The organism is Rossellomorea oryzaecorticis (assembly GCF_045897515.1).
GTDB lineage: Bacteria > Bacillota > Bacilli > Bacillales > Bacillaceae_B > Rossellomorea > Rossellomorea enclensis.
This window is the reverse complement of record NZ_JBJOSA010000001.1, coordinates 178,504-191,853: the sequence shown is the minus strand read 5'-3', so window position 1 is coordinate 191,853 and position 13,350 is coordinate 178,504. Positions and strand designations below refer to the sequence as shown.

9 protein-coding genes are annotated in these 13,350 nt (G+C 46.5%); 8 read left to right on the top strand and 1 reads right to left on the bottom strand.

Going from position 1 to position 13,350, the window contains the following annotated elements; all coding sequences use genetic code 11:
• Positions 1 to 17: 17 nt before the first annotated feature.
• The gene (locus ACKA06_RS00955; protein WP_198258722.1) at positions 18 to 1,499 is read right to left on the bottom strand and encodes a methyl-accepting chemotaxis protein; all 1,482 of its coding nucleotides are present in this window, start codon (positions 1,497 to 1,499) and stop codon (positions 18 to 20) included.
• A 226-nt stretch (positions 1,500 to 1,725) separates the two neighbouring features.
• On the opposite strand from ACKA06_RS00955, the gene motA reads away from it, so the two are divergent.
• The 8 genes from motA (at position 1,726) to ACKA06_RS00915 (ending at position 13,308) form a co-directional block, all read left to right on the top strand.
• The gene (gene motA, locus ACKA06_RS00950; RefSeq protein WP_064567749.1) at positions 1,726 to 2,517 is read left to right on the top strand and encodes a flagellar motor stator protein MotA; all 792 of its coding nucleotides are present in this window, start codon (positions 1,726 to 1,728) and stop codon (positions 2,515 to 2,517) included.
• Complete coding sequence (gene motB / locus ACKA06_RS00945) at positions 2,504 to 3,289, top strand: flagellar motor protein MotB (RefSeq protein WP_197670072.1); 786 nt, start codon at positions 2,504 to 2,506, stop codon at positions 3,287 to 3,289. The genes motA and motB overlap by 14 nt, the downstream gene beginning before the upstream one ends.
• Positions 3,290 to 3,530: 241 nt before the next feature.
• Positions 3,531 to 4,931, top strand: coding sequence for an alanine/glycine:cation symporter family protein (locus tag ACKA06_RS00940; protein WP_032085637.1), 1,401 nt, complete (start codon positions 3,531 to 3,533; stop codon positions 4,929 to 4,931).
• Between the two features lie 373 nt (positions 4,932 to 5,304).
• Positions 5,305 to 6,399: a carbohydrate kinase gene (locus ACKA06_RS00935; protein WP_411158850.1), complete on the top strand. Its 1,095-nt coding sequence runs from the start codon at positions 5,305 to 5,307 to the stop codon at positions 6,397 to 6,399.
• A 45-nt stretch (positions 6,400 to 6,444) separates the two neighbouring features.
• Positions 6,445 to 7,377 (top strand): pseudouridine-5'-phosphate glycosidase, encoded by a 933-nt coding sequence (locus ACKA06_RS00930; protein WP_411158849.1) that lies wholly within the window; start codon positions 6,445 to 6,447, stop codon positions 7,375 to 7,377.
• A 918-nt stretch (positions 7,378 to 8,295) separates the two neighbouring features.
• Complete coding sequence (locus ACKA06_RS00925; protein WP_411158848.1) at positions 8,296 to 10,749, top strand: PAS domain S-box protein; 2,454 nt, start codon at positions 8,296 to 8,298, stop codon at positions 10,747 to 10,749.
• A gap of 253 nt (positions 10,750 to 11,002) precedes the next feature.
• The gene (locus ACKA06_RS00920) at positions 11,003 to 12,322 is read left to right on the top strand and encodes an FAD-dependent oxidoreductase (protein WP_032085639.1); all 1,320 of its coding nucleotides are present in this window, start codon (positions 11,003 to 11,005) and stop codon (positions 12,320 to 12,322) included.
• The gene (locus ACKA06_RS00915) at positions 12,319 to 13,308 is read left to right on the top strand and encodes a class I SAM-dependent methyltransferase (RefSeq protein WP_411158847.1); all 990 of its coding nucleotides are present in this window, start codon (positions 12,319 to 12,321) and stop codon (positions 13,306 to 13,308) included. The genes ACKA06_RS00920 and ACKA06_RS00915 overlap by 4 nt, the downstream gene beginning before the upstream one ends.
• The last annotated feature ends 42 nt before the right edge of the window (positions 13,309 to 13,350 follow it).

Genomic DNA, 13,350 nt, shown 5'->3' with positions numbered 1-13,350 from the left:
TGGCCTGTCCCAATCGATTAATCCTTAATACTGTGTTCGATCCGCTCAGTGCTCTCAGCGGTGTCCTGGATGTAGCGGGCGATGGTTTCATTGTCCTGGTTCAGGGTTTCGATCGTCGCACTGATTTCCTCGAGACCTGCACTTGATTGTTCAATCACGGCAGCAAGTTCTTTGGTGGAAAACTCCACGTCCACGGTCTGGCCTTTAACCTCAGTGGCTGTGGATGCCAGCCGCTGAAATTCGTTTGAGATGCCGTCCAATTTTTCACGGAGCGAAGAGAAGTATTCCGTCACTTCACCGGTGGCAGACATGTTTTCATGAAGCTTCGTTGAACTCAGTGACATGATCTCAAGGGCAGTCGAGTTGACTTCGTTCACGGACGATAAGTTGTCGTTGATCCGGGTTGCAGTATTCCTTGTGATTTCGGCGAGCTTGCGGATTTCATCAGCCACGATCGAGAAGCCCCTCCCGGCTTCGCCGGCACGTGCAGCTTCAATCGACGCATTCAATGCAAGCAAATTCGTTTGATCGGTGATGTCCTGTATACTTCCGATAAACGTATTTGTTTCTTCGATTTTCTTCGTCAATTCTTTAAACGTACTGCTCAGACCTTCAATGATATTTTTCAGTTCAGTCATGTTTTCATGAAGATATGTAACCCGTTCATTGCCTGAGAAAGCAAGGTGGTTCGCTTGGTCGGACTGTGCGGCCAGGCCATTTGAGAGGTGCGTGACTTCTTCCATTTTTGTCATCGTCATGGCAGCGACCGAGGCGATGTTATTGATTTGGTCACTCTGTGTCTGGCTGCCTGCAGAGATTTCCGTTACTGCTGTCCTCATTTCATTTTGCGAAACAAGGTGGACTTGGATTTGATCATTGATCTGGTTGATGCTTGTTGATATGGTCGTCAATTCTTTGGCTAAAAGAGAACGCTGCTCATCTTTTTTCATGCTGTCGTTTTCAAGTCTCTGAAGGAACTCCTGGATTTGGCCGGATTGTTTTTTATTCAGATGAATGACGACTCCGAGCACGATCCCGACGAGCAGATATGTGAGTAATGCAGGAAGGAACAGCTCATTGAACAGGGCATCTTCACCGGCAGCGAATACATTGTTCAGAATCAGGATAATCAGACCGGATATATAGCCGATGGCGAATATGACGGTACGGAAGTGGATGGCTGACAGGACGGCCATAAGCGTCAATATGACCATATTCTTGGCGTTCGCCCCTTCGGTAAGCAGCCAGATCAGCATAATGATGTAAATGGTCGGGATACTGAAATAGACATACATCTCAGGTTTTTTCAGAATCAGCTGAAGAATGATGAAATAGACAATCAAAAGAATCAGCTGTGAAGCGAATACCGAAGTGGCAATGATGCCTGAGTCGTTCAAAATGGCATAAATGAGACCCGCAAGCAGGCTTACTGAATACGTGATCAGTAATAAAACGTTCTTCCGTTTTGTATCGGAAATTTTCATTTGCTCAGGTGTCACGATGTTTCTCCCCTTTAATATGTAAAATAAAATCCCTCTTCCTATATATATCGGTTTGAAAAATACAACTTTTATACTATTTATGGAAAAAATTTTACGCTTGTATGGGAGGATGAACCCCAATCCACGCCTGTAGAGAAGCAGGAGGATTGATAAAAAAACTAAATAAATGGATGGTTTGTCCGATAGTAAAAGTACTACTACAAAGAGTAAGGTGGACAAATCGATGGATAAAACGTCAGTTATTGGAGTCATTTTAGGATTGATTGCGGTTGGTGTGGGGATGTTTTTCAAAGGCGTGAGCCCGGTAGCTCTCATCAATCCCGCAGCCATTTTGATTATCCTGCTTGGAACGGCAGCTGCCGTCACCATTGCATTCCCGACCCACGAAATTAAAAAAGTACCGAAGTTATTCGGCATGCTGTTTAAAGAACAATCTGTCCAGGATCCAAAAGAAGTCATTCGTTATTTCTCGGAAATTGCTGATATCGCCCGTAAGGAAGGTCTGCTTGCGCTGGAGTCAAAGTCACAGGAGGTAGAGGATCAGTTCCTGAAAAATGGACTTTCCCTTGCCGTAGACGGACAGAGTGCAGATTACATACGTGATGTACTACATGAGGAAATCGATGCGATGGAAGAACGGCACAGCGCCGGTGCTTCCATCTTCTCACAGGCAGGAACCTATGCCCCGACGCTCGGGGTGCTTGGTGCCGTGATCGGTTTGATCGCAGCCCTCGGCAATATGGAGAATACTGATAAGATGGGTGAAGCGATTGCCGGTGCATTCATCGCGACGCTGCTCGGAATATTCACCGGCTATGTCCTGTGGCATCCTTTTGCGAATAAGCTCAAACGCAAATCAAAGCGGGAAGTGCAGCTGAAAATGATGATGGTAGAAGGCATTCTTTCCATTATAGAAGGAGAGAGCCCGAGGGTCATCGAACAGAAGCTTGCCTCTTATTTACCGGCAAGCGAGCGGCTTCTGCTGATGGAGGGAGAAGCAAATGAGACGGCGTAAGAAGAAACACGATGATGATCATATGGACGAATCCTGGCTTATCCCTTATGCAGATTTGCTCACCCTGCTTCTGGCACTTTTCATCGTCCTTTATGCGGCAAGCTCTGTGGATGCCCAGAAATTCCAGGAACTCTCTGAATCATTTAATGAAGTCTTTACGGGCGGAACCGGGATAATGGATAAACACAGTCCGGTCGAACCGCCAAAAAAGAGCGAAGTTGAAGTGAAGGCCAGTGCCGCTGTGAAATCTGACGAAAAAGCGGAACTTGATGAAAAAGAGATCGCACGTCAGGCTTTTTTGAAAGACCAGGAAGAATTAAAAGAGCTTCAGGGAAAAATCAATGAATACATTAAGACGAACAATCTTGAAGTGCAATTTATTACAAAGCTTACCGATGAAGGACTGCTGTTGACAATCCGGGACAATGTGCTGTTTGACTCCGGGTCTGCTGTCGTGCACAATACGGATCTCGATGTTGCGAAGGAACTTTCTGAGTTATTGGTCATGAATCCCCCACGGAACATCATCATTTCAGGTCACACAGATAACGTTCCGATCCGAAATGCAGAATTTGATTCGAACTGGGAATTAAGTGTGATGCGCGCAGTCAATTTCATGAAGATCATCCTTGAAAACGAGGAGCTCGATCCTCAGTGGTTCAGTGCGAAGGGCTTTGGTGAGTTTGAACCGGTAGGGGACAATGCCACCAACGAGGGAAGGGCATTGAACCGCAGGGTGGAAGTATTGATCCTGCCGCGGGTGACCCAGTGACAGGGAATGATGGACATATAAGGACTGAAGCTGCTTATTGGAGCGGTTTCAGTTTTTTTAATTTGGGATGTTTCACGGTGCGGATTCAGGGGAAAGAAAAACAGAAACAGCAGAATCAGTGTCTAAATTTTCAGAACCGGTTGAGGGCAGGCCCTCTATACATAAGTTTATCCGTACATACATATTTTTTGGAATGTTCTGGCGTTTAGACATTGTTTCTACCACTTAAGGAGGAGTTCCGTTGGAGAATTTTTTTGACATCATAGGAAAAATATCGGCTTGGCTCTGGGGGCCGCCGCTAATCATCGTACTGGCAGGGACGGGTCTGTATTTGACGTTCCTGCTAGGATTCATTCAGTTCAGGCATCCCCTTTACATTTTCAAGCAGACAATCGGAAGTGTATTCAGCAAGAAGAAGCCGAAAGGGGAAGGGACAGTCACGCCGCTGCAGGCTTTGACTTCTGCACTTTCCTCCACAATCGGAGCTGCGAACATCGTCGGGGTCCCTGCCGCGATCATGTTCGGGGGACCCGGTGCTGTCTTCTGGATGTGGTTCATCGCGCTTATAGGAATGGCCCTTAAGTTCTCCGAGAGTGTACTGGCCGTACGCTATCGGGAGAAGAATGAAAAAGGCGAGTTCGTCGGCGGTCCGATGTACTATATGAGAAACGGGCTGAATATGAAGTGGCTAGGCGTCTGGTTTGCCTTTGCACTTATGATCGAGCTCATTCCGAGCGTCATGGTCCAGGGGAACTCGGTTGCCGCAACGGTGGAGGAATCATTTAATGTGAACGGCCTTATAACCGGTTTAATCATGGCCTTTATCGTTGTGCTCATTGTTTTCGGAGGCATTAAACGGATCGGAAGGGTGACAGAGGTATTCGTGCCGTTCATGGCCCTTTTCTATGTTGGTGCAGCCCTTGTCATCATGTTCATGAATCTTGATGCGATCCCAGAGTTCTTCAGCTTGGTACTGGGACATGCGTTCCAGCCGATGTCCGCAATGGGCGGATTTGCCGGTGCGGCGATTGCAGAAACAATCAGGTGGGGGTTTGCCCGCGGGTTGTATTCGAATGAAGCAGGACTTGGTACTGCACCTATCGCCCATGCTGCAGCCAAGACGGACCACCCGGTAAGACAGGGACTATGGGCGATTGTCGGAATCGTCATTGATACGCTGATTGTCTGTACGGCAACAGCCTTCGTCGTACTCTCGTCAGGTGTATGGACGGCGGAAGATGCCCTGGATGACCCATCTGCCTTGACGACGGAAGCATTCAGTCAATACTTTGGGTCATTCGGCGGTATCCTCGTCACGGTATCATTAATATTCTTTGTTCTATCGACGATCATCGTCATCGTCTTTTACGGTGCGAAACAGGCAGAATTCCTCTTCGGATGGAAAACGGCCCAGGCCATCAAGATTGTTTATGTAGCGGCCATCGTCCTCGGTTCAGTGGGTGCAGCCAAGACAATCTGGCAGTTCCTTGACCTTGCGCTTGCTGCCATATTAATACCGAATATCATCGCTGTCCTTCTCTTAAGTAAAGAAGTGAGAAGACTGACGAAAGAATTCTTCACCTCGGATGAATACTACTTGAAAGACATCGGAAAAGCGAAGAAAGACAAGAAGATCAGTTAGTCATGATACAACGAAGTGATGATCTGACTTGACCAAAAGCGTTTGTTTTAGACTAAATAAAACCCGAACTGACTTGCTTTTTAGAAGGTAAGTCAGTTCGGGTTTTTTGTATGCACAGGTGATTATTTGCTCATTCCAGCGGTTGATTGGAATGAAGGACGAAAACTCCAATCAGAAATGCGGAATGGCTTTGAACAAAGGGAGGAGGCTCACGGGCTACCCGCCGAAAGCGAAGTCTTGCACGGAAATCAATAGTGGTGTTTGAGATTTGTACTAAAATTTTGTCGAAAACCATTTCTTGTCCACAATTAAACAAAAGTTTAGAATATTAACAAAAGTTACTTTTACATATTTTTCAAAGGAGTGGGAGTCGTTGAACGAGAAGGAAAAGCTCTTGTTGACGTTAATTGAGGGTAATCCGTTTATGAGTCAGCAGGAGCTGGCGGAGAAAAGCGGAATGTCACGGTCTGCAGTTGCCGGATACATTTCAAACCTGATAAAGGAAGGCAGGATTCTTGGCAGGGCGTATGTTCTTCCGGGAAAAAAAGGAGTAATGTGCATTGGCGGAGCCAACATTGACAGGAAACTTCAGCTCCACGATGAATTCCTTCCGGAGACATCAAATCCTGCAGTTTCAAGCCAGGCAAGCGGGGGAGTTGCGCGAAATATTGCAGAGAATCTAGGACGAATCGGTCTTCAATCCTGCCTTTTGACAGTAGTAGGCGACGATACCGAAGGCAGCTGGCTTCTGAACCAGACGCGGAATTTCGTCGATGTCTCTGCTTCGGTCTCTTTATTTAAACATACGACGGGGACATATTCAGCGATTTTGAACAAGCAGGGGGAAATGATGTTTGCCCTTGCAGATATGGAATTAAATGAAAGCGTTGACATAGGATTCATCGAGAAAAGGTGGGGGACGATTGCTTCATCCGAGATGGTGCTCCTTGATACGAATTTTCCGGCAGATGTTTTGAGCTACATCATCAAAAGATGTCAATCGGAAGGAATACCGTTGACGGTCGTTCCCGTATCGGCTCCGAAGGTAAAGAAGCTGCCGCCATCCCTTGAAGGGGTCACCTGGTTCATTTGCAACAAGGGAGAGGCTGAAGCTTACCTGGGTATGAAAATCGATAAAGAGGGAGATTATTTCAAGGCTGCAAAGATGATCACCCAAAAAGGGGCGGAAAGGGTCGTCATCACAAGAGGGGATAAGGGGCTGGTGTATTACACGGTATACACAGAAGCAAGTGCCATCCTGCCTCCGGAAGTGAAAGTCATCGACGTCACCGGGGCCGGCGATGCGCTTGTGGCGGGCATCATCTATGGATACCTCAAAGGGTCTGACACGGAAGGTGCCTGCCGGATCGGCATCACCTGCTCGTCATTGACGCTGCAATCAGCCCATACGGTCAGCCCTTCGCTTACAAAAGGTAAGCTTCAGCAGTACTTCAGCCTGTATTATTAGGCACTCGCAGAAGCGTAACAATAAAACAAATGGGGGAATGAAGCAATGAATTTGGAATCTTATATAGAGTACTCAGAAGAAGTCCTGGAAGGAAGGAAGAATGGGAAAGCCATCGCAGCCCTGGAATCTACGATCATTTCTCATGGTATGCCCTATCCGCAGAACGTACAGACGGCACGAGAAGTCGAGGATATCATCCGTGAAGGGGGAGCGGTACCTGCGACGATTGCTATATTGAACGGAAAAATAAAAATCGGCCTGTCCCATCAAGAATTGGAATATCTGGGCCAGGCGTCAAATGTGATTAAAGCAAGCCGCCGGGACATTCCTTATATCTTGTCTGCCGGGAAAGACGGAGCAACGACGGTGGCAGCAACTATGATTCTCGCGGAACTTGCCGATATTGCGGTATTCGTGACAGGCGGGATCGGAGGGGTCCACCGCGGTGCAGAGAAAACAATGGATATCTCGGCAGACCTCGAGGAACTTTCCAGGACAAACGTTGCCGTCGTATGCGCCGGTGCAAAATCGATACTGGACATCGGACTGACACTGGAATACCTTGAAACCAAAGGGGTGCCCGTCCTTGGATATCAGACCGATTCCCTGCCTGCTTTTTACACAAGAAACAGTCCTTATCAAGTAAACTATAGAATGGAGTCTTGTGAAGAAATAGCTTCTCTGTTAAGAACAAAATGGGAGCTTGGACTGAACGGAGGCGTAGTCGTTGCAAATCCGATCCCTGAACAAAACGCACTGGAAGAAAACGAGATGAACAGCATCATAGAATCCGCGCTGCAGGAAGCAGAGGAGAAAAACATAACCGGAAAAGAAGCCACCCCGTTCCTGCTCGGAAAAGTAAAAGAACTCACAGAAGGCAAAAGCCTTATCGCCAACATCGCACTGGTCAAAAACAATGCCCGGGTCGGCGCCGAACTGGCCGTTAAATATAAATCTTTGAAAACAACACATGTTTAAACTAAAACCCGGGCTTTTTTGTCCGGTTTTTTTTATTGATTTATTTACAGTGGGGTGATTGTGATGAGCAGGCTTCAGCGGTTGATTGGAGTGGAAGACGAGTATTATTGCGGGAATAGCAGTTTATTAGAAAATCGGAAGGGGTTTGGTCAGAGGAATCGAAATTAAATATAAGCCTGAGAATAGGTTCGAATGCAAAGAGTAAAACCGGAAAGGAAAATCCACGTGCCTCCTGTGTGATGTATCTTAGTAGATTAACTCACGTTCCGAGTTAGTGGATCAGACCTTTAGGCGGAGAGATAAAATGTGAAGACCTACGAATATCAGAGTCTAACTGCAGGAGGGATTTTTGCCTTCCTGACGAGTTCTTACCATCTGCTCCATCAAAGAAAAAGGAGGATCAAGACGAACAAAATAAGTTACAATCCATTTATTCAGGATGGAGTTTTGTATATTTATCCATATTCAAAACCGGTTCCAGCGATTGATTGGAGTGCAAAACGTAGACTCCTGCGGGAGAAGCGTGTTAGGTGAGACCCCGCAGGGAGGTACGACTGAGGAGGCTCACCAACCGCCCGCGGAAAGCGAAGTTTTGCACGGGAATCATTAGCGGTGATGAATGGAAACAAATAAGTTGAGAAGTCAAAAAGAGCTTCTCTACTTAAGGTTGCCTAAAAACATAACCAAAATCTGTGTAGGTCAATTTATTGACGGTTTCATTCATATCAGAAGGCTCACGGGCTACCCGCGGAAAGCGAAATACTCCACGGAAATAAACAGAGTTTATGAGCAGTTGATATTTAAACATTACCACTCAACAATGGAGCAGATTCCCATTATAGTATAAAGACAAGCATTTATATGAACATAAAGGTAGGGTAAAATGGACATATATCACATTACGAAAAGGAGGGTACTATGGCTGAAATTAGACCTGTGAACGCCATAAGCGTTCATTCGATCCCTGTCCCCGCTGCTTTATGGAACCCTGGCCTGTCAACCATCATAGAAGCCAATCCCGAATGGGAAGAACGATCAGGCATAGACAGCTTCGACATTAAGAGATTGCTGGAATCAGAGTCAGAACATTTTATTTACAACGAATGTTCATATTCACTGAAGCGCGGGACGGTTGAAGGAAGCCTGGAGCTGTTGATGATCGTCCCCTCCATTGAAACCAGGACCTCGGAAAATGAAAAAGATAAACAGAATTCCAGCTCGGACATTTATCAATCCTTGATACGCAACACGCCGACCTGTGTATGTATCATTGATAAAAACGGAGTTCTCACGGAGATGAATGAATCCTTCAAACAGCTCTTCAAGCTGACAGATGAAGCAATCGGGGAATCACTCTGCCGGCAATCACCCTTCAAGAACCCTGCCTTTGTAAACCTGGTCATGAAGGGGATTCAAGGGAAAAATGTTCAGAGGGAGGAACTTACCTTCAAGACAGGTGATGATAGGGAATGTACCTGTCATATCACAATTTCACCTGCAGATTATAATCAGCGGGGTGCGGTCGACCAAGTAGGCATCATCCTGCATGATATCACGGAGAAAAAGGAATATGAAAATGATTTACTCTCTTTAAAAGTGGAATTGGAGAATACACTGAGGCTCCAAAAAACAATTACGTATAAAATAAAAAAACATCAAGATGATTTTGTGATTGAAATGGCAGCCGGCGACCTTCTTAACAAGCTGGATATATCTCCTTCCAATGTGATCGGTAAAACGATACAGGAAGTCTTTGACACGTATCATCTTGGGAAGATACAGCCTAAGCTCAAGAGAATCTGGGTAACGGGTGAAGAACTGACGTACGAGGATGAATATAAGGGACTTGAGTATATCGCCTCGATGGTCCCGGTCATGAAAGACGGGGAAGTCACCACCATCATCTGCTCCATTGCCGATATATCCTTGATCAAGGATATCCAGAGGAAGCTGATTGAAACACAGGAAAAATACCGGTCGATGGTTCAGTACAGTCCCGATAATATTTATATGTTAAATACTGAAGGAATCGTACAGGAAGTGAACCCGGCAGCAGAGGGACAATGGACATTCCCATCAGATGACATGATCGGGAAGCATTTCAGCGAATTTATCACAGAAGATCAGCAAATAGATACGATCAAGCATTTTGAGACAGCGCTGCAGGGGGAGGCGACAAGATATATTACGACCCTTAACAACAAGGATGGAAACCGAACCCATATAAGCGTGACGAATATCCCGATCCGTGTAAACGATAAAGTAATCGGTATTTATGGTATCGGTCAGGATATCACGGCAAGGATGAAAATAGCTGAGGAGCTGAAAGAGGCGAAAGAGCTCCTTGAAGCTTATTTTGAACATGCAGGTGACGGAATCGCCCTTCTCGATCCTGCAGGGGAAATACTGAAGGTCAATCAGCATTTTGAATCGATGTTCGGTTGGAATGAGGCTGAAATAATAGGAGAAAGTATCACGATCCTTCACTTGGAAGAGCAGGTTTCTCAATTTAAGCAGAATCTAAAAATGGTCAAAGCAGGAAAGCGGATCAAAGACTATGAAACTGTAAGGTATCGTAAAGACGGTTCTCCGATAGAGATTGTCTTCAACCTCAATCCTATCCTGAATGACACCGGCAAGCTGATCGGTATATCAGCCATCATCCGCGATCTATCTGAAAAGAAGCGAAATGAAGATCTCTTGAAGAAATCGGAACAGCTTGCAATGATCGGCCAGCTGGCTGCGGGGGTGGCACATGAAATCCGCAACCCGCTCACCACAATCAAGGGATTCCTGCAGCTGATGAAGGAAAGTGCGGAGGATGATTTCCACCTGCAGGTCATTCAGGGAGAGCTTGACCGCATCGAAATCATCACGAACGAATTTCTGGCACTGGCAAAGCCCAGGGCGGTTCATTTTTCTATGACCTCCCTAACAACACTGTTAACAAGTTCGGTGGAGTTCATCAAGATGGAATGCCTGAAGCAGGGAGTGGATGTTCGTTTTTCTGTTGAAGAAGCGGAGATTTACTGCGACTCCCATCAAATCAAACAGGTCGTGCTCAATGTCATGAAAAATGCATTGGAAGCTATGCCTGAAGGAGGACTGCTGAGCGTACAGCTTGAAAAGGAAAACGGCTGTGCGAAAATATCCATTCAGGATAACGGAGCCGGAATACCGCCTGAGCGGATGAAGCATCTTGGCGAACCTTTTTACAGTACAAAAGAAAAAGGAACCGGCCTTGGCTTGATGATCTGCCAAAAAATCATCAAGGAGCACAACGGTTCATTTTCAATCCAGAGCAACGTAAATGATGGAACGACCGTCACGATCCTGCTTCCGATTGCCGGGAAAGCAGGGAAAGAATACTAAAGATGAAAAGCTTCAAAACGGAATGACCATTTCCCGTTTTGAAGCTTTTTTGTTTCACCATTTATTGTGAGGAAATGACGATTCCTGCCGGGAGAAAGTCGACAAATAACGTGTTCTCTTATTGGGGAAAGTTTATTTTCCGGGAAATAGATCATTCTACAAATTTCGTCCCGCCCCGTTTCTTGTCGCCGGCACATCGGCAGGTTTCAACATTCGCGCTTAAGGATAAATGATAGGAAAGAGGTGAAACGACATGCGGACAAGCATTTTTATCAGCGGAGGGGGAATCGGGGGATTGACCCTGGGCTTGAAGGCAGCCCGATGCGGGATCGATGTGACCGTTGCAGAAAGGCTGCCTGGTCCCAGTCCCATTTATAAAGGGGAGCTGCTTCAGCCGAAAAGTCTGGAAATACTCGATTCCCTTGGGGTGATCGAGTCCATTTTCAAACATGGACATAAAATCTCTGATCTTGAGATGACTGAGCTTAAAAACCTGAAGGCTGTCCCGGAGCATTCCTTGATGAGCTACTCGATCCTGCCTAGCCGGTATCCTTTTTCCTTGATGATCCATCATGAAACCCTCAAAGAAATCCTCTTGGATAAGGCAAAGGAATATCCTTCTTTTCACTACCACCCCCACACCATATGCAAAGAAATAAAGGATCATACTGTGACTCTTGAGGACAGGAAAGAGAAGCAGTCCTATGAGGTGGAGTGTGATTTCATTGTCGGGGCGGAAGGAAGGAGCTCCGTCACACGGAACTACATGGACATTTCAGTAAAGGAAAAGAATTATAATCACCACTTCTTGACTGTCACGTTCCCAAGGCCGGAATCGATGGTGAAAGGGAAAATCATTTCTACTTATCAGTCCTTCCTGGGATTGTTTCCGCTCCCTGACAACGAAGTAAGATCTGTTTACCTGATTCCAGCGGGAGAGTATAAATCTCTCAGGAAAAAGCCGATTTCCGAGTTTCATAACCTCTATAAAAAGTTGTGTCCCGAACTGGAGGGTTATGTCGATCAAATAAAAGAGTGGAAGCAGATCCAGCTGATGGTGCCCCTCAAATATCACAGCGATACGTATGTGAAGGATCATCTGGCGATCATCGGGGATGCAGCGCATACCGTGCACCCGATGGCAGGTGAAGGAATGAATATGGCGATACAGGACGGCGATGTCCTTGGTGAATTGCTATGCGATATGCACAAGGAGGGAAAGCTGGATCCTGTCAATCTTGAGTGGTATCCAAAGGTGCGGAAGAAGCGGGTCTCCCATCAGATGCATCTTAGCCACTTATCTGCGCTCGCCTACTCTTATCCTTACAGGCCGATCGGCTGGCTGCGTAAAAACAGCCTGCAGCGCATGGAGAGGGATACGGTGTCCCACTACAAACAAATGCTCAATATTTCAGGGCTTGGCTTGTGGAGGGAAACCCTGTACGACCGGATGATACAAGGCGGAGTCCTTCCGATCAGAACGGACAAGATCTCCTGCGATAAAGAGCAGGGCTGCACCATTTTCACACAAAATCAAGACTATCCCTGGAAAGAAACGGAGGCATTACGATGATTGCAGAAATGGCAAAAGTTTGGCGGGCAAGGACCTGGATGAAAAAGAATGTCCCGTTTCTATACAGCTGGCATGCCTACGTGGGGTATGAAATGGAGCTGTTCGAAAGCTTCAAAAAGCCCGCTTCGATTCAGGAAGTGGCTCTGGCAAAGAATGTGGAAATGGATTTACTGGAACAGTGGGTGGAAGTCGGAATCACACTGAAGCATCTGAAACGCCAATCAAAAGGCAGGGTGAAGGTGAAAAACGGCTGGAAGCTGCCTTCTTCCAAAAAAGAAACGTTTTCCTCAGGAGTTTTGCTGAAGGAAATGATGGAGCTCCATATCCCGGCCCTCCTTTCCTACCCCAGCCTGTTGAGGAATCAGACAAGGCAGCATTTCAACTCGGATCTGCATGGTTCGACCGTTGCCAAGACATCCATCCTGTTGGAACGATTCGCGTTTCCAAAGCTTCAAAAAGTGATGAAGAAGTTCAAGGTGAATTCCGTCTTGGACCTGGGATGCGGCGAAGGCGGCTATATCCGAAGGCTCGCGGACCGTTATCCGAAGAAAAAAATGGTCGGCATCGAAATCCACGAAGGGGTGGCGAGGGAGGCGGAGGACCAGCTGCAAAGCTATGAGAACGTAGACATCGAGTGCTGTGATTTACATGAATATGAACCGGAGCAAGCATTCGATATGGTCATGGCAAACAATCTATTTCATTATATCGATCCGTCGGAGCGGGTGCAGTTTTTTGAGAAAGCCTCGGACTGGCTGGAGAAAAAAGGGCTATTCTTCGTCCTGACGCCGATGCAGAAATCAAAGCACGGCCAGCAGTTCTCCAGTGCGTTCAACAGCTTTTTCATGACGTTCCAGAACCTGCACCCGATTCCATCCCAAAAAGAGATGGAGACACTGGCCAAAAAGACAGGCTTCAAAGTGGTTTCTGTCGAACCAATCGTAAAGGAAGGCGGCTGGTATGCGCTTTGCTTTAAAAAGAAGTAGAAATGATGAAGGACTTCCCTTATACGGGGAAGTCCTTCTCAA